This is a genomic window from Streptococcus halitosis, assembly GCF_003143695.2.
GTDB classification, from domain to species: domain Bacteria; phylum Bacillota; class Bacilli; order Lactobacillales; family Streptococcaceae; genus Streptococcus; species Streptococcus halitosis.
On sequence record NZ_QEMY02000001.1, the window covers coordinates 399,816 to 424,316 of the forward strand.

A 24,501-nucleotide genomic window follows, 5' to 3' on the forward strand; every position below is an offset into this window, starting at 1 on the left:
AAGTAATCTCCTTTAAGATAGTATTTTCACCATTATACCCTATTTTTTCATAAAAGCAAGGGCTTTCGACAGATTTTTTAGAAAATTCTAACAAATATTTTTAAAGACTTTTCTACATAATTTTTACTAAAAAGGCCCCAAGCTACAAAAGCTTGAGGTTCCCTTATTTTAATCCGTTAGTTCCACACAGAAAGCATCCCATGGTGCCAAGATTTGTTTTTCAACTGCTTCTTTAGCAGTAGTGTTTTCAATCAAGACAGATTTAACTTTTCCTTCTACTGAAAAGTTTTGTTTTTCATTGGACAAGTTAGTCACAACTAAGAAACGACGGTCACCGTCCTTACGGATATAAGCAAAGATCTTGTCAGCTGTATCAAGCAATTCAAAGTCAGCGCGAATCAGCCAACTGTTTTCCTTGCGGATTTGAACGAGTTTTTGATAAATATAGAAAATAGAATCTGGATTTGCCAGTGCTTCTTGAACGTTGATTTCTTCGTAGTTTGGATTAACTGCCAACCACGGTTGACCTGTTGAGAAGCCAGCGTTTTTACTCTCATCCCATTGCATTGGAGTACGGGCATTGTCACGACCGATGACACGGATACTATCCATGATTTCTTCTATCGGAACGCCTTTTTCAAGAGCTTCACGCGCATAGTTGAGGGATTCAATATCTTCTACTTGATCCAGGGTTTCAAACGGATAGTTGGTCATCCCAATCTCCTCACCCTGGTAGATATAAGGAGTCCCTCTCATGAGATGAAGCAAGATTGCAAAGGCTTGGGCGGATTTTTCACGGTATTCTTGGTCATTTCCCCAGATAGAGACGATGCGAGGAAGGTCATGGTTGTTCCAAAAGAGGGAATTCCAGCCGTCTTCAACTCCCAACTCTGTCTGCCATTTGTTAAAAATCTCTTTTAATTTCCCTACATTTAACTCTTTTTGGTAGTGCCACTTAGGTTGCCCTTCCTGATATTGAAGACAGATGTGTTCAAACTGGAAGACCATTGACAATTCTTGTCCCTTTGGATCCGAGTAAAGCTTAGCAATCTCTGGCGTTGCTCCCCAGGTCTCTCCTACTGTCAGGAGATTCTTGTCTCCAAAGGTGGCTTGGTTCATCTCCTTGAGATAGGGGTGGAGCATAGGACCATTATTAACTACTTTCTCATCAGGAATCTTGCCAATCATATCAATGACATCCATACGGAAACCACCAATACCTTTATCAATCCAGAAGTTCATCATCTCGTAAATTTTCTGGCGAAGTTTTTCGTTCTCCCAGTTGAGATCAGGCTGTTTCTTACTGAAAAAATGGAGATAGTATTGACCTGACTTTTCATCGTATTCCCAAGCAGATCCACTAAAGATGGAATCCAAATCGTTGGGCTCATCCCGCCAGATATAGTAGTCACGCTCGGGGCTATCAGGATTTTCACAGGCCTCGACAAACCAAGCATGCTCATCCGAGGTATGATTGACCACCAAGTCCATGATAATTCGAATATCGCGCTTCTTAGCTTCTGCGATGAGTTGGTCCATATCCTCCATAGTCCCAAAAATAGCTGCAATCGCTTGATAATCAGCAATATCATAGCCATTATCATCCATAGGACTGTCATAAACGGGAGAAAGCCAAATCGCTGTAATTCCTAACTTAGCTAGGTAGTCTAACTTACTAGTAATTCCTGGCAAATCACCAATCCCATCTCCGTTACTGTCCATGAAACTCTTTGGATAGACTTGATAGACTACGGCATTGTGCCACCATTTTTCTTGCATCTGTTTACCTCATTATTTTAATAATCTATAGTCTATGATAGCGCTTTTTTAAACTTAGTGCAAGCGTTTGCCTAATCTTTTTGATTTCTTTTTTAGCTCCGTAGTTTCCTAACTCCCATTTTTTTATTATAATAGAGGTCAGAGGTAAAAAAATGAAAAAACAAGCTTTTAGTTCTGAACAATATCTGAATCTACAGCGCGACCACATTTTGGAGCGCATTAACCAATTTGACGGCAAACTCTATTTGGAGTTTGGTGGCAAAATGTTAGAAGATTTCCACGCTGCTCGCGTTCTTCCTGGTTATGAGCCTGACAACAAAATCAAGCTCTTGCAAGAATTGAAAGAGCAGGTTGAGGTTGTGATCGCCATTAACGCAAGCAACATCGAGCATTCTAAAGCGCGTGGCGACCTGGGCATTTCTTATGACCAAGAAGTTCTCCGTTTGATTGACAAATTCAATGAGCTGGGAATTTTTGTTGGTTCGGTTGTCATCACACAATACGCTGGCCAACCAGCTGCAGATGCCTTCCGCAACCAGTTAGATAAAAACGGAATTGATTCTTATCTTCATTACCCAATCAAAGGATATCCGACTGATATGGACCACATCATTTCTCCAGAAGGTATGGGGAAAAACGACTACATCAGAACCAGTCGCAACTTGATTGTCGTAACCGCTCCTGGACCTGGTTCTGGAAAATTGGCCACTTGTATGTCCAACATGTACCACGACCAACTCAATGGAATCAAGTCTGGTTACGCTAAGTTTGAAACCTTCCCAGTCTGGAACCTGCCCCTTCATCATCCAGTCAACTTGGCCTATGAGGCTGCCACCGCAGACCTTGACGATGTCAATATGATTGACCCTTTCCATCTCCAAACCTATGGAGAAACCACTGTCAACTACAACCGTGATATCGAAATTTTCCCAGTGCTCAAGCGCATGTTAGAGCGCATCCTCGGCAAATCTCCATACGCTTCTCCAACAGACATGGGTGTCAACATGGTTGGCTTCGCTATTACAGATAATGAGGCTGCTATCGAAGCCTCTAAACAAGAAATCATCCGTCGCTACTATCAGACTGTACTTGATTTTAAAGCTGAAAAAGTCGGAGAAACTGCTGTCAAGAAAATTGAACTGCTCATGAACGACCTCGGTATCACTCCTGCAGACCGTAAGGTTGCTGTTGCTGCACGCCAAAAAGCAGAAGAAACTGGTGGTCCTGCCCTAGCCCTTGAATTGCCAAGCGGGGAAGTCGTGACTGGTAAAAACTCTGAACTCTTTGGTCCTACAGCTGCCGCCTTAATCAATGCCATCAAAAAATCAGCTGATATCGCTAAGGAAGTGAAACTAATCGAACCTGAAGTCGTCAAACCAATTCAAGGTCTTAAAATCGATCACCTAGGTAGCCGCAATCCTCGCCTCCACTCAAATGAAATTTTGATTGCGCTAGCCATCACAGCTATGGAAAATCCAGATGCTGCGCGTGCCATGGAAGAACTTGGTAACCTCAAAGGAAGCGAAGCCCACTCAACCATCATCTTGACCGATGAAGACAAGAATGTCCTTCGCAAACTAGGTATCAACGTAACCTTTGACCCATTCTACCAATACGATCGCCTGTATCGTAAGTAAATAAACAAGGCTGGACAAAAACTCAATTTGAGAGAAAAATCCAGTAAATCTTTACATAATAAAAAAATCAAACGCATAATATCAAGTCTTTTGGGCACTTGGTATTATGCGTTTTTATAATCTTCCATCCTCATTTATTTCAATGAAATTGTCAACTCGACACAGGCTCCTCCTTGGTCTGGATTGAGCAGGGTCAGACGACCACCGTGCAAGAGAGCTACCTGTTTAGAAAAGGCTAAGCCGATTCCATGATGGGGATTAGCTGAATTGCGGCTTTGGTCACTCTGATAAAAGAGCTGTTCCGCTCCCAGCAGCATCTCCTCTGAAAATGCTGGACCGTTGTTCCAGATAGCAAAAACCAACTGGTCCTGCTGCACTGATACCATCAGCTTCACTTCCTTTTGGTCCTGATTAGCATGTTCAAGCGCATTCAGTAAAATATTGAGCAAAGCTCGCTTGAGATAACCCAAATGAATTGATAAAATCAGACTAAGCTCACAATCTTCTTGGAGAGAAAAACGATAGCTTTCCTGTTTGCTGAACAGTGCCCAATCGTCCTGGAGATAAGCCAAAAAGTCCTCTAAGGAAAGCTGACTGAACTGATTAGCATCAATCTGAAAAGTCTTAGCGTAATCAATCAAAGAGCCACAATACTCTTCCATCTTGTGACTAGCCTGCAAAATCTCAGCAGCATAGTCTGCCTGAGGCTGGCCCAACTGCGCCAACTCCAAAAGCTCAGCATTCCCCTTAATCACAGTTAGGGGCGTCTTCAAATCGTGCGATGTCGCTGATAGCTGTAATATCAACTCCTGATTATGCTGCTGCTCTTTTTCTAGAAGACGAGCATTTTCTTGGTGGCTGCTCCGTAAATCGCTATAGACTTCTAGCATTTCCTCAATCCGAAAAAACTGGCTTTGATTTTCTTCTAAAAGCTTCTCGCTCTTTAGCATTTTTATTTCCCTGTCGATTTTTCGGAGCAATTTCAAAATATGATAAAAAGTAATCAGCAGCAAGCTCCCTGCCCAAAAGAACAAGGTGAAAAGAACGTGATCACTTCCTTGCGTAAATTCATAACCTATAAGCACAAAAATCAAAACATGAAAAAAGACGATCTTTAAACTGGTTGTCCAGACTAGGCTTTTGAAATTTCGGGTTCTAATTGCCATCTATAGCCTACTCCTCTCACTGTTGCGATTGCTTGCAGCCCTTCTTGTTTGCATTTTTGGCGAATCTGATATACGTATTCTGAGATGGAGCGAAGCTGTGTTTCTGAGCTTTCTGGGTAAAGCAAGGTATGCAGGCGTTCAGCTGAGAAGGTCTGCTTGGGATTGCTAGCAAGTAAATGCAGTAACTTAAACTCACGCTCTGAAAATTTCAAGACTTTACCAAAACAGGCAACTTCATAGCGCTCTGGATAAAATTGACAAGAAGCAATTTCAGAGTATCGCTCCTCACGTCTTTCCTCCCGCCGAAGATGAGCTCTGACACGCGCCAGCAATTCTTTGGTCCCAAAAGGCTTAACAATATAGTCATCTGCTCCGCGAAAGAGCCCTTCCACCTTGTCCGCCTCCAATTCCTTAGCCGTCAGAAAGATGATTGGACACGAAAGATGAGGACGAATGTAGGAACACAGCTCAAAACCATTAACAGGCTCCATCATCACATCCAGCAGAATCAAGTCATATCCGACAAAATGCATCAGATCTAGGTCTTCTATACGATCAAGCGTCGCCACATCATAAGCATCGAGCTCTAGGACGTTTTTCACCAGCTTCAAAATGCTCTGGTCGTCATCAACCACCAAAATACGATACTGTCTCATGATTTCCATTATAGCATACCTCTAGCGAACATCTCGTTTCAAGGTTAAGAATATAGCAGAGCTCCAAACCAAAGCTAACCATAACAGCTGTATTCCCAGCCCTGAGAGATCTATTGAATGCTGAAGTCCTTCATACTCAAAAAGATTTAGCGTAGCCAGATCGGGCAGGTATTTTGCTTCTTTGATGAAAGTCGCCAATAAACGGCTGAGGCCAACCAAGAGAGGAAAGAGCACCGACACCGGCACAACCCAAGATTGAAATAGCAAAGCGAGGCCAGCAGTTAAAAAAGCCAGAAAAAGATTGCTGAGAAGACCAAAAGAGCTGTAATAGAGGAATTTCTCTAGCAAGGACCAGCTAAAGTCTAGGTCAAAACGAGCCAGCATAACAAGGAAACAGCTGCCTATCATGACACTGTAGAGAACCAAGAGCAGCAAGTCCAGAAAAAGGAATTTCCCAGCCAACCAAGCCTTTCTATTTGATACGGTTAGAAAATTCGTTCGCATCCCAGACTTGACAAACTCCTGGGCAAAATAGAGAGAAGTAAAGATGACGATGACAGGCTGCGCCAGATAGAGGGCATGCAAAACCTCGCTCAGAGCCTTCGTCTGACCAACTGCTGTCTGACTGTAGTCAAGATTCATCAGAAAAAATGGAACAGCTACCATAGCCACTAAGGCTGCACCAAGAGCGAGATAATAAGAACGGAACTTAATCCATTCACTTCTAAGCAGAGCTTTTATCATCAGTATCGCCCTCCTAAATCCGTCTTCAAAAAGCGCAGAGAAGCCATGCCGCCGATGACTAGCAACCATGCACCAAGTATCAACAGCCCTTGCAAGGGATTGTTAGCATATTGGGAAGTTGGCGTTGCAGCAAACAACTCTCCTGCTGGCTGTGGCAAATAAGTCCCCCAACTCGTGTGAGCTGCCAGGTAGTTTCCAAGATTATAGATCTGTGGTACGAGAAAAAGCAGAGGAACTGGCATGGTCCGAGCCAATAAACCTAACAAAAACGAAAGGATTCCCAATAAGGTCAGAGATAAGGTTTTCCACAAAATCAAACTCCAAGCTGCCTGATTGAGCAGAATCGGATCAAGTCCTTCCTTTCCTAAAGCGAGATGCATGACCATATAACTAAAGTAGATTGATAAAAAGCTAGTGGCAAGAGAAAAGCAAGTAAAGGTCATGAGTTTCCCCACAAGCAGCTTCAGGCGGTTATTACAGGTTAAAAGACTGGTTCTCAAGCTATGAGACTGAAATTCCATAGCTCCCAAAATTCCAGCTAAAATGACCAAAACCATGACCGCCATAGAAGCCCCGTTGAGACCTAGATATTCCAGCGGATCAATGGCGTTTATCAGATTAGGAACCGTCTCAGGCGTAGCATCCAAGCCGATAGACAGATACTGTCGGCCCTCCAACCAGGATACGACAGGCACCAATAGCAGCATGAGGGCCACACTCACTTTGAAAGCCTTGATTGATCGGATTTTCAACCATTCTGAATGCAATAAGGACATCGTTTCTTTCATCTTAAACCTCCTCTGTCAAATCAAAGAAGAGATCTTCTAGACTGTCTGAATCTTGCAGCACCTCTTCCAATCGTCCTTGCTCAATAATTCGCCCATGATGAATCAAGACCACATCATCTGTCACCATTTGCACCTCTGATAGGATATGGGAAGATAGAAGTACCGTTTTCCCTAAATCAACCTGCTGACGGATGAACTTTCTAAACCACTTAATCCCACTTGGATCCAGCCCATTAGTCGGCTCATCTAATATAAGAAACTGAGGATCACCCAGCAAAGCTGCTGCCAAACCCAAGCGTTGACCTTCCCCCAGAGACAGGCTTGATAAGAAATCCTTTTTCTTATGAGCGATCCCAGTCATATCCAATACCTCATCAATCCGAAACTTCGGAATAGCATTACTTGCAGCAATAATATGCAGATGGTCGTAAACCTTTCTATTTGGCAGACCTCCAATACCGTCAAAAGCTGCACCTACTGTTTTGAGAGGATAAATCATTGACTGATAGGTTTGTCCATCAAAAGTCGCAGTTCCTGCTGTCGCCCAATCTAACCCCAAGAGAATCCTCAAGGTCGAACTTTTCCCTGCACCATTTGGGCCTAGAAAAGCTGTAATCCGACCGCTTCTAGCTGTAAAAGAAATATCTTCTAAAATCTGCTTGCTGCCATGCTTTTTGCAGACGCCTTCTATTTTCACCATATGTTCCATACTGAACTCCTTTATCTTTATTTTCTCCAGTATACCCAATCTAGTTCAGAATTAGTTCAGAGATTAAACAGAAATTTCAGAAAAAGTTGATCCACTTTTCAAAAGTCGCTCTAGCTTCATTAGAAAGAACTCAGTTTTTCTTTTCCTTTACTCCATTCTTTTTTATAATTCTGAGGTTTATGTATAGAGACTTTATTATCATTCTAGTCTCAAAAAGTTATTTATCAAACTCCATCAACAGCACCCTTTATGATATAATGAAAAAAGAAAACTGAAAGGAACTACCATGTCAAAAGAAGTTATTGTTGAAAGTTTTGAACTTGACCACACTATTGTTAAAGCACCCTATGTTCGCTTGATTGGGGAAGAAACAGGGCCAAAGGGAGATGTCATCTCCAACTTTGATATTCGCTTGGTACAGCCAAATGAGGACTCTATCCCTACCGCTGGCCTTCACACTATCGAACACCTCTTGGCAAAACTCATCCGTACCCGCATTGACGGCATGATTGACTGCTCACCATTTGGTTGCCGCACAGGCTTCCACATGATTATGTGGGGACGCCATACTAGCGCTGAAATTGCGGCCGTTATCAAGGATTCGCTCAAGGAAATTGCTGAAACCACTACTTGGGAAGATGTCCCTGGAACAACCATCGAATCTTGCGGAAACTACAAGGACCACAGCCTCTTTTCAGCTAAAGAATGGGCGAAACTCATCCTGGAACAAGGAATCTCAGATGATGCCTTTGAGCGTCATGTTATCTAAACACAAAAAGGAACCAGCTTTTAGCTAGTTCCTTCTTTTTTATTCTCAAAATCTTGAGTTAGGCTTTTTCACGAATGACCAAAACGCCATCTTCCATGTCTGCTTCCAAATGTTTGGCATCTAGATGATCCAAGTGGAAGTCTGTTACTTTATCACGAATTTGTTGTTCAACCACGCGGCGGAGCGGACGAACACCCATAACTTCATCATAGCCTTCTTCTGTGATAAAGTCCTTAGCTGCTTGACTAACTTCCAAATCAATGTCTTTCTTAGCCAAAGTTTGGTTGACTTCCGCCAACATCAAGTCCACAATCTTAGAAAGGTCTTCCTTATTCAAGTGTGAGAACTCGATAACTGCGTTAAAGCGATTGAGGAATTCTGGACGGAAGTATGGTTTCAAACGATCCATCAATTCTGGTTTGTCCGCATCTTCTGTCAAGTTGGCTTCATAGCCAAATCCAGCATTTGATGTTGCGATAATGACAGTGTTCTTGAAGTTCACTGTATTTCCTTGACCATCAGTTAAACGACCGTCATCCAATACTTGGAGGAGAAGGGTGATTACTTGAGGATCAGCCTTTTCAATTTCGTCCAAGAGAATGATAGAGTAAGGATTGCGACGAACACGTTCTGTCAAGGTATTGCTATTATCATCATACCCCACATAACCTGCTGTTGTACCGATTAGCTTAGAAACGGCTGTGCGGTCACTGTATTCAGACATATCCAAACGGATGATCGCATCCTTAGTCCCAAACATATCCAATGCCAACTGCTTAGCAAGCTCTGTCTTACCAACCCCAGTAGGCCCTACAAAGAGGAAGCTACCGATTGGACGATTGCCTTCATCAAATCCTGCTCGGTTACGACGGATAGCACGAGCTACAGCTTCTACTGCCTTATCTTGGCCGATAACCTTGTGTTCCAAGCGATGAGCCATATCCTTCAAACGTTCGATGTCTGATGCTCCCATTTGTGACACTGGAATACCTGTCATTCGTTCCACAGATTCAGCCACATCGTTGACACTTGCAGTCACTTTCATGTCTTCTGTGTGGTTTTCGATTTTTTTCTCCAATTCTGCAATGCGTGTTTTGGCATTAAGAGCTGCTTCAAAGTCTTCTGCCTCAACTGCTTTTTCTTGCTTGTCTTTTTCTGCCTCAATTTCACGTTCAACAGCATGCACATCTGTTACAGGATGTTGAGCTGCCAAGTGAGCAGCCGTTACATCGACAAGGTCGATAGCCTTATCTGGCAAGCTACGTTGAGGAATGTATTGGACAGAATAATCAACTGCTGCTTTCAAGACTTCGTCTGGCAAAATGACATTGTGGTGTTGTTGATAGAGATCACGAATCCCTTGAAGGATTTTAAAGGTATCCTCTGCTGAAGGAGCATTGACCTTCACTTCGTTGAAACGACGAGCAAGAGCTGCATTTTTCAAGATGGTGTTACGGTATTCGTCTTGAGTCGTTGCCCCAATAACGGTCAACTCACCTCGAGAGAGAGCTGGCTTGAGAATGTCCGCAAGCCCTTTAGAACCACTGTCTCCTCCGATTGAGCCAGCGCCAAGGATTTGGTGAATTTCATCAAAGAAGAGGATAATATTCCCTGCTTCTTTTACTTCATTGATTAGATTTTGAACGTTTTCTTCAAAGCTACCACGGTATTGAGTACCAGCCTCAAGACCTGAGATGTCAATGGAAATGATTTCCTTGTTCTTAATAGCAGCTGGAACATCTCCGTTCACAATGGCTTGTGCTAGACCTTCGACAACGGCTGTCTTACCAACACCTGCATCTCCGACCAGAACAGGATTATTTTTCGTACGACGTGAGAGGATTTCAGATGTTTCTTGAATTTCCTTGTTTCGTCCGATAACAGGATCCAACTTGCCCTCACGAGCTTCCGCTGTCAAGTTACGACCTAGTTTAGCAAGGACACCGTCTTGTTTCATACCTGAAGCGTGTTGTTGTATTTGCGCATCAGATTCTGCATTTCCTGGTAATTGACCAGTTGCACGATAGTGAGCAAATTCCTCAGGCGTCACTTCACGTCCATTAATCAAGTAGCGACGGTTTTCAGAACTGTATCCTCGCATACCACCCATCAATTGGTTAAATAAATCATCCATGTTGTTAAAGTTATTAAAGTTGTTGTTCATATTCTTTACCTCGTTTATTCTTAATTAGATGCGATCTCTGATATTGACTATCTTTGACCTTTGTTTTAAAAATTTTAGACTAGCTAACTTGCTACCCTAAGAATAACTTCTGGTTTTTCTTTTTTAAATAAGCCTTTTATCATTTTCTTTTCAAAGTCTGTTAGATTTAACATAGGCCTCACCCCTTTCTAGGGTATCTATTATACATTTTCAAGAAATAGAGTCATTGAAAATGAGTTTTTCTAAGGAAGTCATTTTCCTTATGTTTCTACTATACCACTTTGGTCAGTAAAAGTCAATAACTTTTTTGACCAAATTTGACTATTTTTAAAAAATTATTTTGAAGTACAAAAAAGCCCCTAGAAAACGAATTTTCTAGAGACTTTCTCTATCAGGTTTAAGAGAGAAGTAGAATTCTCACTTACCAAGTTTCATGTTTCTTCTACGAAAGCTTAAGCTTTACGTTTTACGAAGAATACCAGTCCACTCAATGCCAAGACTACAAATCCAATTGCTGAGAAGATAGATGTTGCTTCACCTGTTTTTGGAAGTTCAGCTTTACCTTTAGTCTCCGTAGCTGGAGGTGTTGGGTTTGGTTCCTCTTTTTCTCCTGGTTTATTTGGATCTGGATCCGGTGTTGAGTTTGGATCCGGTGTTGGGTTTGGATTTGGTGTTGGATTTGGTGTTGGGTTTGGATCCGGTGTTGGATTTGGAACAGTGTATTTATTTGTAAATACAACTGCTTTACCATCTGCATATGAGACAGTCGCAGTCAAGAGACCTTGACCATCCGCAACTACAGTGACTGTTACAGTATGCTCAGTCTTATCGTATTCAATACCCTCTTCAGTACCAACTTTTTCAATCAAGGTATAAGTGTGAGTACCTGCTTCTTCGAATGAACGAACAAAGGCTACTTTACCTTCGGCAGTGTTCTTAGTTTCCGCTACAACTGCACCATTTTCTTTCAATTCGAAAGTATAAGCATCAGCCGCAAGTTCTTTACCTTCAAGTTTCTTAGTTGCTTCAATCGTAGCTTCTACTGCTGGTGCTTTAAAGCTATTCGTGAAGACACTACCTGCTGGGTATTCAACAGTTGCCTTCAAGGCATTTGTTGCTGCATCTTTGGTTACTGTTACCACTGCAGTCTTTTCTGTGTCGTAAGTAATACCAGTTGCTCCGGCATTCACTTCTTTTACAGTATAAGTATGAACACCTTCTGCATCATAGTTGATTGCTTTAAATGTTACTTTTCCAGCTTGGTTTGTTTTTGTATCAACTAGTTTTGTACCTTCATACAATTCAAATTGGAATTCACCATCAACCAAGGCACGACCAGTCAATTCTTTCGTAAACTCAAGTGTTGCTGATGTAGCTGTTGGTACTGGTGCTGTATAGATATTAGTGAAGACACGTTCTGCATCCGCATCTTCTACAGTCGCAACCAATTGACCTTGGCCGTTATCCACTACGTTCACTTTAACTGTGTGGGATTCAGTTGAGTAAGTCACACCTGCTTCTGTTCCTGCTTTTTCAGTAATAGTGTAAGTGTGCTCTCCTGCCTCTGTGTAGGTAACCTTGAAGACAACTTCGCCTGAAGCAGTGTTATTAGCTGTAGCTACAACTGCATCTTTTTCTTTCAATTCGAAAGTATAAGCATCAGCTACAAGCTCTTTACCTATAATCTTCTTAGTTGCTTTGATTGTCGCATTTGTTGGAGCAGCTTTATATGTGTTAGTGAAAGTTGGTTCTGCTGAAGTAACAGAAGCTTTCAATACGCCACCTTGGAATGCTGCTGTTACAGTAACTTCCTTGCCTTCCTCATCAAATGTGATACCATCGATTGCTTTTGAAGTATCTTCTTTGATGATGTAGCGATAAGTTCCCGCACCTTTCAACTCAATATTCTCAAAGGTAATCGTTCCGTCAGCTTTTGATTTCGCTGTAGCTACTGGAGTCTTCAAGTTCTCTGCTGTGTATAGGTTGAAAGTAAACTCATCTGCTTTAGGAAGTTTATCTGTACGACCTTCTACCACTTTCTTAGCAGTCACATTGAATACAGCTGGAACTGGTTCATCTTTAAGATTAATAGTAGAACCTGCTGCTCCGAGTTTAACTGTATACTCTTTCTCATCTAGCTTATAACCAGCTGGAGCTGTCTTCTCTTTAATCTTGAAAGTTTTACCTTCCCATTTCTGATCATAAGTTTTAGTCAGTGCTACTCCTTTTTCATTTGTAGTCACTTCTGTTGTTTCACTTGCATCATCTGTTGCAGTTACAGTATAAACTGCTCCTGGAACAGGTGCAAGAGTGAAGGCATCTGTCTTATTAATCTTAATTTGGTAAGCTGTAGAAGCTACGATAGTCCCTGAAATCAAGGAAGTCGCTTCTGCTTTCATGCTAAGAGCTCCTGGACGACTTGTATTTTGAGCCAATTTTGTTCCGTCTGCCAGAGACAAGGCTGCGATATTTGCTACTTTAGTACCATCATTCGGAGTGGTAGTACTGTAAGTAACAAAGTAAGATGTCGTTCCATCTTTAAAGGTTATATCAAATGAAGTATAGTTTTCATTCCAATCAACCGTATATTCTTTTCCCTCAGATAATAATACAGCATCATCAGGAACAGCGGACGTTCCACCAGTAATATCCGCCCTGTAAACTCTCAAAGTTTCTGGTATGTATTGAGCAGGAGTATAGGATGTATCGTCGTTTGGAATCGTATCGTGTAGAACAATGTTCTGTCCAAAATCTTGTTTTTCCGTATTTACACGTACCCTCCAGTTTGAAACAGCATCTCCTTTGCTAACTGATCCAATAGCTGCTAATTTTTCAGAAGTCCAATTGTCACGTGATGCCTGACCCCCTGCCTTTGCATAGTTCTCAGTCCCAACTTTAGGACCTGAAATCGTTTTCGAACTATAAACATGTTTAATTTCTTGCTTCATTGAAGAAGAATTAAAATTAATTGGAGTTTTATTTTGATCCTTTAAGAATCTAAATGATGCAGAAAAGTTACCAAATACATCCTTTACTTTGTCTCCTCCAGTTTTAGCCAAGTATTTATCCAGGTTCTTCAAGGTTATCTTTGCCTTGCCACCTTGGTCATTACCATTTGATGTGACTACTGCCTCTCCTATAGCTACTTGAGTAACCGGATCAATCAACTCCTGATTACCATTATAAACCGTCATGGGAGCCGGAATATCAAAAGTAAAATAATCCCCGTTATTCAAGTTCTCATTGTACTGCTTGAGATCGAACGTCACGCGAAGCTTATATGCTAAATTCGTACGAAGCGAGAAATCTCCTTCTGAACTCACATTTTGCTTAGTATCTGAAGCATCTAACAGATCAATACCTGTAATTACTTGTGTCAATTCTTTTGAAACAGGATTATCTGCTTTAACAATGCCTATCAAAACAGATGCTAGACCTAAAATAGCAAAAGCTAACGCAGAAAATTTAGAAAGCATGTTTAACGCTTTGCTTTTCGACATCTCTTCTCCTCTTTTCTATATGAAATTTTTATTTCTAATCTCCCTAAGAGATTACATCATACCATTTTGACAACCCCTATCACTAACTAGAGTTTATCCATTATATTATAACATCTCAATACAATCTATTCAAGTTTAATAACTAGAAAATATATTTTTATAAGATTTTATTATATTATTCTCTCGAATTTCAACACATTGTCACCAGAATTAACAAAATCTCTTAGTATTTTTCATATGATATGTCGAAAATTTATCTTTTAGATATAGAAAAAAGCCAGTCCTATAGACTAGCTTTTTTTCCATTCTAATTGAATCTTAGCTCAATGCGTCATCCATTGAAAGAACTTCGTGGAAGACACGTTGTGTCAATTCAGTTTTTTGTTCTGGAGTGAGGTATTTAGTGTTTACACAGTATCCTGAGATACGAACGATGACATCTTCGCCATTCATAATCTTGTCATAAACATCTTTCAAGTCCATTACGTTCAAGTTACAGTGTTGTCCACCGTTTTCGAAGTAACCATCAAGGATTGTTACCAAGTTGTCCACTTGTTCGTCACGAGTTTTACCAAGAGCACGTGGAGAAACTTGAGTTGTCAATGAGATACCGTCAGCTGCGTAACCAAAGTCTAGGCTAGCAAGTGAGTTCAAGTTTTGCAACCATCCACCTTTAGCTTTGTTAGATGGGTTAGCACCTGGTGAGAAGAATTCAAGTTTAGACAAGTTCACAGAACCATCTTCGTTGAGGTATACGCCTTTGTGGACTGGTGAGTTACCAGTTTGTTTAGAGTAAGCAACGTTAGATGTGATGGTCAAAAGTGATACTGTGGCTTCTGCGTTCTTGTAGAGTTTGTGGCTACGTAGACGAGTTGTGTAAGCTTCGATCAACCATTCTGCCAATTCGTTTGAGCGTGGGTCATCTTCACCCCAACGTGGGTATTCACCGATTGTTTCGTAATCGTAGATGTAGCCATCCTCATCACGGATTGGTTTAACGGTAGCGTATTTGATTGCTGACAATGTATCAACAGTGTTGGCAAATCCACAGATACCGAATCCCATGTTTGCACGTTGTTTAGTTGGCAAGAAGGCCATTTGAACAGCTTCGTAGTTGTACTTATCAGTCATGTAGTGGATGATGTTCAAAGCATCTACGTAAGTGTCAGTCAACCAGTCAAGAGATTTTTCAAAGTTAGCTTTAACTGATTCGAATTCAAGAACTTCGTCACGGATTGGTTCGATGTCAAATACCTTGTAGTCTTTGTGAACATCGTCGTAACCACCGTTCAAACCAGTAAGAAGGGCTTTCAATACGTTAACACGAGCACCGAAGTACTGGATGTTGTGACGTTGTTCTTCATTTTCTGGGTCAAGTGGAGATACACAACATGAGATACAGCTCATTTCACCGTATCCGTCTTTAGCCATTGTTGTAACACCTTCATATTGGATTGAAGAGTGTTTGTGGCTCATGTGCATACAGTAACGACGGAAGCTATAAGGTAATTTGTCAGTCCAAAGAACTGTCAAGTTTGGTTCTGGAGAGTTACCGATATTGTCAAGAGTATTCAAGAAACGGTAGTCCATCTTAGTAACACGGTGACGACCGTCGTTACCCATACCAGCCATAGAAGTTGTGATGAAGGTTGGGTCACCTGAGTACAATTGGTCATAAGCTTTTGTACGAGCAAATTTAACTGTACGAAGTTTCATAACGAAATCATCAACGAATTCTTGGATTTCTGATTCAGTAAATGTACCACGAGCAAGGTCACGTTCTGCAAAGATATCGAGTACGATTGGCACACGTCCTAGAGATGTTGCAGCACCATTGATAACACGGCAGACAGCCATGAAGGCGATGTTCACCCATTGGATCGCTTCTTTGACGTTCATCGCTGGTTTGCGAACGTCAACACCGTAAAGGTCACCCAAGCGAACAACTTGTTGCAATGCTTGGTATTGAAGGTTTACTTCTTCGCGAAGACGGATTGTTTCTTCATCAATTTCTTTAATTGCATTCCAATCGTTTACTTTTTCTTGCATCAAATAATCTGCACCGTAAAGAGCAAGACGTGCGTAAACACCAATGATACGTCCACGAGAGTAGGCATCTGGAAGACCAGTTACAGTGTGAGCGTGACGAGCACGACGGATGTTTGAAGTGTAAGCGCGGAAAATACCGTCGTTAACTGTTGTTACGTATTTTGTGAAGATTTCGTGAACAGCTGGATCTGGTTCGTATCCATTTTCTTTTAAAGTAGTTTCAGCCATACGGATACCACCTTTTGGCATGAAGTTCAATTTGAAGAGTTCATCGTTTTGGATACCAAAAATCAATTCGTTTTCTTTGTCGATAAATCCAGCAGGAATATCAGCAATAGATGTTGGACGAGTGTCCATTGGGAAACGAGTTTCTTCGTAATGTGCTTTTGTTTCTTCTACGATTTTTTTGATGTGAAGTGAACGTTCTGTTGGTCCAGCAAGGAAACTTTCATCTCCATCGTAAGGTGTGTAGTTAGCTTGAACGAAGCGAGAAATACTTGCTTTTTCTTTCCAATCTACGCCTTTGAAGCCTTCCCAAGCTTTATCAAAAATATCTTGTGCTTCAACAACTGTCTTAACAACCATGTTAATGTCCTCTTTTTTCTAGTAACAGTCATCTGTTACATTCTTGAGACAAGTATACCATACAGTAACCGATTTCAACAAGAGAAAATCGGCATTTTAGACGCTTTCTTTTATAATACAGTCTCTTTTTTGTTCTTATCTGTATTATATTTTTGAAAGTCGGGTTGAACTTTCCCATTTTTTCAGAAAAAAGGGTATAATAAATAGAAAATGACACTAGAAAGGGATTGGAATGCTCATATTTCCATTGATAAATGATCTGTCCAGAAAAATCATCCATATCGACATGGATGCCTTTTTTGCTGCGGTGGAAATCAGAGATAATCCCAAATTAAAGGGCAAACCTGTCATTATCGGAAGTGACCCCAGACAAACAGGTGGGCGTGGTGTCGTTTCTACCTGTAGCTATGAAGCACGAGCTTTTGGTGTTCATTCAGCCATGAGTTCTAAAGAAGCTTATGAACGCTGTCCCCAAGCTGTCTTTATCTCTGGAAATTATGAAAAGTATAAGGCAGTGGGGCTTGAGATTCGAGCTATTTTTAAACGCTATACAGATTTGATTGAACCTATGAGTATTGACGAGGCTTACTTAGATGTGACGGAAAATAAACTTGGTATCAAGTCGGCCGTCAAAATAGCCCGCCTTATCCAAGAGGATATCTGGCAGGAACTACACCTGACTGCTTCTGCAGGTGTTTCTTATAACAAATTCCTAGCTAAGATGGCTAGTGACTATCAAAAACCACATGGTTTGACAGTGATTCTCCCAGATCAAGCCCAAGACTTTCTCAAACAAATGGACATTGCTAAATTTCACGGTGTGGGCAAAAAAACAGTTGAACGCCTTCATGGAATGGGCATTTATACTGGTGCAGACTTATTGGACGTTTCTGAAGTCACTTTAATCGATCGGTTCGGCAGACTCGGTTTTGACCTTTATCGAAAGGCAAGAGGCATTCATAACTCACCGGTCAAGTCCGATCGCATTCGTAAGTCCATTGGCAAGGAAAAAACCTACGGAAAAATCCTGCAAGTAGAAGAAGACATCAAAAAAGAGCTGACTCTTCTCTCAGAAAAGGTAGCTCACAATCTCAGCACGCAGGAAAAAGCTGGAAAAATCATTATCCTTAAAATACGATATGCTGACTTCTCTACTCTAACTAGACGAAAAAGCCTCCCACAAGCAACACAGGACGCTAGTCAGATTTCTCAAACTGCCCTTCAACTCTACGAAGAACTAGCTGAAAAAGAAAAAGGCGTTCGTCTACTAGGAATTACAGTAACAGGATTTTAAAAAGCTTGAAGGAAGATTCCCTCAAGCTTTTTCTTATACAAATAAACGCACAAAACTATAGAGCAACAAGACACTACCGAGTACGATACGGTATTTACCAAAGAGTGTAAAGTCGTGCTTCTTCACATAGCTGGTCAAGAAGCGAATAGCAACCATGCTGACCGCGAAGGCTACTCCCATAGCAACCAAAAGCAAGAACAGTTGTCCAAAACTCAAGAGTTGACCTGCTTTTATAAATTTGAAAATTTTTAAAGCACTAGCCCCAAACATAACAGGAATTCCGAGGTAGAAGGTAAACTCTGTTACGACTGAGCGACTCGTTCCATTTAACAAACCACCGACAATCGTCGCACCTGAACGGCTCGTTCCTGGGAAGAGGGCGAGGACTTGGAAAAGTCCGATATAGAGAGCTGTCTTGTAGGGAAGCTTTTCAAGTTCTGTAACTGTTGGTTCAATAGCTTGTGCCTTGTTCCGTTTTTCAAGATAGATAAAGGCAACCCCATAAATAATCAACATGATCGCAACTGATACCATATTGTGAAAATGAGTATCAAACCAATCATCCAGCTTAAAAACTAGCAATAAAGGCAAGGTCGCAACGAGGACTTTTGACCACAATTGCCAAGTTCGACGGACTTCTGCCTTATTTTTACCAGGTTTGAAGGGATTGAGCTTGTTAAAGTAAATCACCATAACCGCTAAGATAGCACCGAGCTGAATAACAACATTAAACATGGACATGAAGGCTTCATTTTGGTCCTTGTATTGTACAAATTCTTCAACCAAGATCAAGTGACCCGTACTTGAAATGGGCAACCATTCTGTAATTCCTTCAACAATCCCAAAAAAGATCGACTTCAAAATTTCAATAAGATACATGTATTACTCCTTTTTCTGTCCTCTATTATAGCATAATTTCGGATTCTGCGATAGATTTTTTCTAGAAGGCGCCGATGCTACCACCGCCTCCGCCTCCTGAGAATCCTCCACCCGAAGAACCACTTCCAGAAGATACGGAGTAATTGCTTGCTGTATTTGCAATACTAGCATAGTGGCTCATTTGAGCAGTTGAATGGTAAAACATATTGTGCCAGCCATAAGCTACATAAAGATTGATATCTGGGTTCTCGACCTGAATCTGATAAGATCTCATCAAATGGCTCACCTTGTCCGCATAACCAAATAAAGTAGCATAAACAAGGAGACGATTCCAAACAACAATACTTTCTAATACTGCCTTGTCTAGATGGGCGATATCGCGAAGCATGTTTTCAAAACTAGTCCAGAGATAGTATGCTTCTAGTCCATCTTCATTTAAAACACCATCACGAGTATCAAATCGGGTCGTCCAATAATAGACGGCAGCTAACATCAAGCCCACAAACCCAAGGATAGGAAGTGGCAGAGAAAGATACCCGTGAGCATCCAAACTATACAAGAACCAGCCAAAACCAACGAAAGCAGGTAAAATCGTAAAGACACCTATCGTCAATCGCAGGATTTTTTCTCCATTACTCAGTGAACGATAATAATCTGGAAGTTGCAAAGAGGAAACCCGCTTTCTCACTCCATCCTGCATCTGCTTCAGAGCTTGCTCAAAAGACGACTTAAGTTTACGTCCTGTTTTCTGAATTCGTTTTTCATCAGCTGCTTTTGCACCTTGGTAAAGACTAGTTGACACTTGGTAATCTGCAAACAAATCTGAAACAAGCACTTCTTCTCTTCCTGAAAAGGCCAAATTAAGGCAATCCTTTTCAAAACTTGCCAATCCCTTTTCTTTTACGGCTTTTAAACGAACTTCATCTCCATTTGAGATGATTGAAACATTTCCACGGTCGATCACATCCAATAAAGTTGCCTGAACGAGTTGGTCAAAGGTGAACTTCCCTCCTCCTTTGGTCAAGGGACTGACTTCCTCTAAAGAAGTGGAGTAAACAGCTTCCGATAAAACCATCGGTTCTAAGTCCATTGGCGGTTCATAGAGACGGTGATTTTTGGCATATTTCTTCGATGGGGAGGTTTTTCTTCTATAAATGCAGTAGAAAATAACACTAAAGACTAAAGAAAGCGAGAGTAGCAAAGGGATGACCCACGTAACCAGAGCTTTACTCTGAGCTTTTTCAGCAGTAATGGATTCCTCTATTTTTTCAAATTCTGCTAAACGATTGCCCTTCAATCCCTGATCCAAAGCAGTTTCAAAATCTTTTCTAGGCCAATAGGCATGCAATTCAACTCCACGCTGACGAGGTAGGTTCTGCAAATGAACACGATAACCACCACCTGTCTTCTCTACCTTGCCCTCTGTAAAGAGTTTCCCTGTATGAAAGAAAAGTTTTTCAGCTCCATTAAAGCCCGTTACCCGAAACTCAAAATTTTCGATAGGTTCTGAACTATCCGTCAAGGGTTGCCAATTAAGTTCCGCGATATCATCATATAGAAATAGGAGGTTTTTTAGTTGCCATGTGATTACCACTTCAACGGTATCCCCTTCTTGGCCTGGATTATACACTTTTACAGTATAACCTTCCGATTCTTCTATCACTTCACTATTGACATTCTCAATGGCGCTAGCATTTTTCCATACCTGAACCTTCGGACTGGGATCTATTTCAAAGCCCTTTGGCATCTTACCAGAACGGCCAAGTCCTACTAGTTGTCCATTAAAGTCTTCATTAAAATAATAGACTACTTTCTCCCTAAATTCTGCCGTATTATCTGCATGAATATTCAAATCACCCTGATAGGATAAGATATCAAAGTCTACTGCAAAAACTAGGCTCGGTATAAATAATAAACAAGCAAATACCAAAGTCACCAACCATCTTTTTTTCATAATTGATTCCCTTTCAATCTTTTCACCATTATATCATTTTTTATAAGTAAAGGCTTACTTGTATTGAAAATCTCACCATTTTTAGATACAATAGAGAGAAGTCATTTTTAGACTAGAAATAGGAGAAAACATGAAAAAATTATGCTTATCTATTCTTGCTAGCCTAGCCCTTACATTAGGACTGGTTAGCCAAGTCCAAGCCGACGAATATTTACGCATCGGGATGGAGGCAGCTTACGCTCCCTTCAACTGGACCCAAGACGACGATAGTAATGGTGCTGTCAAAATCGACGGTACCAACCAATATGCCAACGGCTATGATGTTCAAATCGCTAAAAAGATTGCCAAAGATCTAGGTAAGGAACCTTTGGTCGTGAAAACCAAGTGGGAAGGGCTTGTTCCAGCCCTTACTTCTGGCAAAATCGATATGATCATTGCTGGTATGAGCCCAACCGCTGAACGTAAACAAGAAATTGCCTTTTCAAATAGTTACTATACTAGCGAACCCGTTCTATTGGTAAAAAAGGACTCTGCCTATGCAAATGCCAAATCTTTAGAGGACTTTAGTGGAGCAAAAATCACTTCCCAACAAGGTGTTTACCTTTATGACTTGATTTCCCAAATTCCTGGTACCAAGAAAGAAACAGCTATGGGTGACTTTGCTCAGATGCGTCAAGCTCTGGAAGCCGGTGTTATTGATGCCTATGTTTCGGAACGCCCTGAAGCAATGACCGCTGAGTCTGCTAACGCTAAGTTCAAAATGATCCAACCCCAACCAGGTTTCAAAACTGGCGAAGAAGATACAGCTATTGCCATTGGACTTCGTAAAGATGACAGCCGCATCAGCCAAATCAATGCGAGTATTGAAACCATCTCCAAAGATGAACAAGTTGCTCTGATGGATCGTATGATTCAGGAGCAACCTGCCGAAGCCACAACAACTGAAGAAAGTAGCAGTAATTTCTTCAGCCAAGTTGCTAAAATTCTTTCTGAAAACTGGCAACAGCTCGTGCGCGGCGCAGGTGTCACTCTTTTAATCTCAATCATCGGAACTATCGTAGGTCTCATTATCGGTCTTGCCATTGGTGTCTTCCGTACGGCTCCTCTCTCTGAAAACAAAGCCATTTACAGCCTACAAAAACTAGTCGGTTGGATTCTCAATGTCTATATTGAAATCTTCCGTGGTACACCGATGATTGTTCAATCCATGGTTATCTACTATGGGACTGCTCAAGCTTTCGGTATCAATCTCGACCGGACACTGGCTGCTATCTTTATCGTCTCAATCAACACGGGTGCCTACATGACAGAAATCGTTCGTGGTGGTATTCTAGCAGTTGACAAGGGACAGTTCGAAGCTGCAACTGCTCTTGGTATGACCCACAATCAAACCATGCGTAAGATTGTCCTTCCTCAGGTTGTCCGTAATATTCTACCTGCTACTGGTAATGAGTTTGTCATCAATATCAAAGATACCTCTGTATTGAACGTTATTTCAGTTGTCGAGCTTTATTTCTCAGGAAATACTGTAGCGACTCAAACTTATCAATACTTCCAGACCTTTACCATCATTGCAGTGATTTACTTTGTCCTCACCTTCACTGTGACCCGTGTCCTACGTTTTATCGAACGCTATATGGACATGGACACTTACACTACAGGTGCTAACCAAATGCAAACGGGGGATTTGAAAAAATGACACAACCAATCCTTGAAATCAAACACCTAAAAAAATCCTATGGACAAAATGAAGTGCTAAAAGACATTTCTCTCACCGTCCATAAAGGAGAGGTTATTTCCATCATCGGAAGCTCGGGAAGCGGAAAATCAACCTTCCTTCGTTCGATTAATTTACTAGAAACACCTACAGGAGGAGAGATTCTCTATCGCGGAGAAAATGTCCTGGAAAAAGGCTATAACCTCACCCATTATCGTGAAAAGCTCGGTATGGTTTTCCAATCTTTCAATCTCTTTGAAAATCTGAATGTCCTCGAAAATACCATCGTCGCCCAAACGACTGTCCTTAAACGAGAACGCTCTGAAGCTGAAAAAATTGCCAAAGAGAATCTTGAAAAAGTTGGTATGGGAGAACGTTACTGGCAAGCCAAGCCGAAGCAACTTTCTGGTGGACAAAAGCAACGTGTAGCTATCGCTCGTGCACTCTCCATGAATCCTGACGCCATTCTCTTCGACGAACCAACATCTGCCCTTGACCCCGAAATGGTCGGAGAAGTCCTCAAAATTATGCAGGACCTAGCTCAAGAAGGCTTGACCATGATTGTTGTAACCCACGAAATGGAATTTGCTCGCGACGTCTCCCATCGTGTCATCTTCATGGACAAGGGAATCATTGCAGAAGAAGGTAAACCTGAAGAACTCTTCACGAACCCTAAAGAAGAACGGACAAAAGAATTCCTTCAGCGTTATCTCAGTTAATAAATAAAGACTGCATACAGAATGCAGTCTTTTTAGTTTGTAATTGTAAATAAAAGGCAGACTCGATTCAGGAATCTGCCTGTAACCACAGTTCAATCTTCAAATTTTTCATGATTTTTTTCATAGAAATCGATTAAACTAAGAGCTGTTTCAAATGAAATATTTTTAACTTTTGCGCGTCCTTGCGCTAGGGCAATGATAGACATTTCACGCGCATTCGTTTCTTTAGAGATACGGTAACCTGTGATCTTCTTATCACGAACCCAGCCAACAACTGCTTCTACCTTTTCAAAGTTTGACTTAACCATGTTCTTCTCCTGAATTATTCTTTACAATTCCTAATTGTATACGTTTTTATTTCATCTGTCAATAAAAAAACATATATTCGTCACAACTATATTATTCTGCATATTTTTATTTAGCTTTTAAAGCCGATAATATATGAGTTCTTATATCTTCAACTCCATTAGGATTTGCTGGTAGGAAGATTGTATTATTTCCTTCTTTTTCTGCAAAATTATTCAATGTATCTAAATACTGGTTCGTTAATAGGATAGACATGATTTGTTCTTCAGTTAGCTCAACATTAGCTCCCTTTAACTCTTTGATAGAATCAGCCAGTCCGTCAACAATCGCTTTACGCTGTTCTGCAATCCCCACACCATGTAGGCGATCTTTTTCTGCTTCTGCTTCTGCCGCGGTCACGATCTTAATCTTATCTGCTTCAGCAAGTTCTTGCGCTGCAACTCTCTTACGTTGAGCTGCATTGATTTCATTCATTGATTGTTTTACTTCAGCATCAGGTTCAACCTTAGTAATCAGAGTTTTGACAATGATATACCCATACGTAGACATTTCTTCTGCCACTTGTTTTTGAACTTCTAAGGCGATTTCATCCTTCTTCTCAAACAACTCATCTAGGGTTAACTTTGGTACAGATGAACGCAAAGCATCTTCAATATAGGATTTGATTTGGGCTTCTGGACGCATCAATTTATAATAGGCATCTGTGACATTGTTTTCATTCACTCGATACTGAGTTGCCACATTCATCGTTACAAATACATTATCTTGCGTCTTTGTCTCTACAACGATTTCACTCTGCAACAAGCGTAGTTGTACTCTTGCTGCAATTCTATCAATCCCAAAGGGAGCCCGCAAATGAATACCACTATTGCTCAACTTTTGGTATTTACCAAAGCGTTCTATAATAGCGACAGATTGTTGTCGTACCACATATACAGAACTAATCGTAATCACTGATGCAATCACCACTAAAATCAATACAACAAGTAAAATTTGTAAAACCATGGGAATCTCCCCCTTTCATCACCCTCATTATAACACCATCGTTATCATTACGCAAATAATATGATAATAATTTTATTTTAG

General features: G+C 41.1%; 18 protein-coding genes. 5 read left to right on the top strand and 13 right to left on the bottom strand.

Features of this window, described 5'->3' with window-relative positions:
- Positions 1-168: 168 nt before the first annotated feature.
- Positions 169-1,779, bottom strand: coding sequence for a glycoside hydrolase family 13 protein (locus tag DB729_RS02005; RefSeq protein ID WP_109289644.1), 1,611 nt, complete (start codon positions 1,777-1,779; stop codon positions 169-171).
- A 152-nt stretch (positions 1,780-1,931) separates the two neighbouring features.
- Here DB729_RS02005 and DB729_RS02010 point away from each other — a divergent pair, with 152 nt between their 5' ends.
- Positions 1,932-3,416 (top strand): DUF1846 domain-containing protein, encoded by a 1,485-nt coding sequence (locus DB729_RS02010; protein WP_109289643.1) that lies wholly within the window; start codon positions 1,932-1,934, stop codon positions 3,414-3,416.
- Positions 3,417-3,550: 134 nt separating this feature from the next.
- On the opposite strand, the gene DB729_RS02015 is transcribed toward DB729_RS02010, so the two are convergent.
- Genes DB729_RS02015 through DB729_RS02035 form a run of 5 tightly spaced genes read right to left on the bottom strand, consistent with a single transcriptional unit; the run spans position 3,551 to position 7,479 of the window.
- Positions 3,551-4,582, bottom strand: a complete 1,032-nt coding sequence (locus tag DB729_RS02015; protein WP_109289642.1) for a sensor histidine kinase — start codon at positions 4,580-4,582, stop codon at positions 3,551-3,553.
- Complete coding sequence (locus DB729_RS02020) at positions 4,549-5,247, bottom strand: response regulator transcription factor (protein WP_109289641.1); 699 nt, start codon at positions 5,245-5,247, stop codon at positions 4,549-4,551. The genes DB729_RS02015 and DB729_RS02020 overlap by 34 nt, the downstream gene beginning before the upstream one ends.
- A gap of 12 nt (positions 5,248-5,259) precedes the next feature.
- Positions 5,260-5,982 (bottom strand): lantibiotic ABC transporter permease, encoded by a 723-nt coding sequence (locus tag DB729_RS02025; protein WP_109289640.1) that lies wholly within the window; start codon positions 5,980-5,982, stop codon positions 5,260-5,262.
- The gene (locus tag DB729_RS02030; protein ID WP_109289639.1) at positions 5,982-6,770 is read right to left on the bottom strand and encodes a lantibiotic ABC transporter permease; all 789 of its coding nucleotides are present in this window, start codon (positions 6,768-6,770) and stop codon (positions 5,982-5,984) included. Before DB729_RS02030 ends, DB729_RS02025 begins: the two co-directional genes overlap by 1 nt.
- A 1-nt stretch (position 6,771) precedes the next feature.
- Positions 6,772-7,479 carry an ABC transporter ATP-binding protein gene (locus tag DB729_RS02035; protein WP_033583850.1) on the bottom strand — a complete coding sequence of 236 codons (708 nt, stop codon included), beginning with the start codon at positions 7,477-7,479 and terminating at the stop codon, positions 6,772-6,774.
- Positions 7,480-7,765: 286 nt separating this feature from the next.
- Between DB729_RS02035 and DB729_RS02040 the strand changes: the two genes are divergently transcribed.
- The gene (locus DB729_RS02040; RefSeq protein WP_000032557.1) at positions 7,766-8,248 is read left to right on the top strand and encodes an S-ribosylhomocysteine lyase; all 483 of its coding nucleotides are present in this window, start codon (positions 7,766-7,768) and stop codon (positions 8,246-8,248) included.
- Positions 8,249-8,306: 58 nt separating this feature from the next.
- Here the strand turns inward: DB729_RS02040 and DB729_RS02045 are convergent, their stop codons facing one another.
- The 3 genes from DB729_RS02045 to pflB form a co-directional block, all read right to left on the bottom strand.
- A complete protein-coding gene (locus tag DB729_RS02045) occupies positions 8,307-10,412 on the bottom strand; it encodes an ATP-dependent Clp protease ATP-binding subunit (protein ID WP_109289638.1) in 2,106 nt (701 codons plus the stop codon).
- 452 nt (positions 10,413-10,864) lie between these two features.
- Positions 10,865-13,912 carry a Spy0128 family protein gene (locus DB729_RS02050; RefSeq protein WP_109289637.1) on the bottom strand — a complete coding sequence of 1,016 codons (3,048 nt, stop codon included), beginning with the start codon at positions 13,910-13,912 and terminating at the stop codon, positions 10,865-10,867.
- A 318-nt stretch (positions 13,913-14,230) separates the two neighbouring features.
- Complete coding sequence (gene pflB, locus DB729_RS02055; protein WP_033583856.1) at positions 14,231-16,546, bottom strand: formate C-acetyltransferase; 2,316 nt, start codon at positions 16,544-16,546, stop codon at positions 14,231-14,233.
- Between the two features lie 232 nt (positions 16,547-16,778).
- Here pflB and dinB point away from each other — a divergent pair, with 232 nt between their 5' ends.
- Positions 16,779-17,840: a DNA polymerase IV gene (gene dinB, locus DB729_RS02060; RefSeq protein ID WP_109289636.1), complete on the top strand. Its 1,062-nt coding sequence runs from the start codon at positions 16,779-16,781 to the stop codon at positions 17,838-17,840.
- A gap of 33 nt (positions 17,841-17,873) precedes the next feature.
- Here the strand turns inward: dinB and DB729_RS02065 are convergent, their stop codons facing one another.
- Positions 17,874-18,719 (bottom strand): undecaprenyl-diphosphate phosphatase, encoded by an 846-nt coding sequence (locus DB729_RS02065; RefSeq protein WP_033583860.1) that lies wholly within the window; start codon positions 18,717-18,719, stop codon positions 17,874-17,876.
- A 61-nt stretch (positions 18,720-18,780) separates the two neighbouring features.
- A complete protein-coding gene (locus DB729_RS02070; RefSeq protein ID WP_109289635.1) occupies positions 18,781-20,673 on the bottom strand; it encodes a DUF2207 domain-containing protein in 1,893 nt (630 codons plus the stop codon).
- A 130-nt stretch (positions 20,674-20,803) separates the two neighbouring features.
- Here DB729_RS02070 and DB729_RS02075 point away from each other — a divergent pair, with 130 nt between their 5' ends.
- Together DB729_RS02075 and DB729_RS02080 are read left to right on the top strand one after the other, a co-directional pair.
- Positions 20,804-22,372, top strand: coding sequence for an ABC transporter substrate-binding protein/permease (locus tag DB729_RS02075; protein ID WP_109289634.1), 1,569 nt, complete (start codon positions 20,804-20,806; stop codon positions 22,370-22,372).
- Positions 22,369-23,109, top strand: coding sequence for an amino acid ABC transporter ATP-binding protein (locus DB729_RS02080; RefSeq protein ID WP_109289633.1), 741 nt, complete (start codon positions 22,369-22,371; stop codon positions 23,107-23,109). Before DB729_RS02075 ends, DB729_RS02080 begins: the two co-directional genes overlap by 4 nt.
- Positions 23,110-23,201: 92 nt before the next feature.
- On the opposite strand, the gene DB729_RS02085 is transcribed toward DB729_RS02080, so the two are convergent.
- Positions 23,202-23,417 carry a capsule biosynthesis transcriptional regulator gene (locus tag DB729_RS02085; RefSeq protein ID WP_000241003.1) on the bottom strand — a complete coding sequence of 72 codons (216 nt, stop codon included), beginning with the start codon at positions 23,415-23,417 and terminating at the stop codon, positions 23,202-23,204.
- A 106-nt stretch (positions 23,418-23,523) separates the two neighbouring features.
- Positions 23,524-24,420 (bottom strand): SPFH domain-containing protein, encoded by an 897-nt coding sequence (locus DB729_RS02090; RefSeq protein WP_000244068.1) that lies wholly within the window; start codon positions 24,418-24,420, stop codon positions 23,524-23,526.
- Positions 24,421-24,501 lie beyond the last annotated feature (81 nt).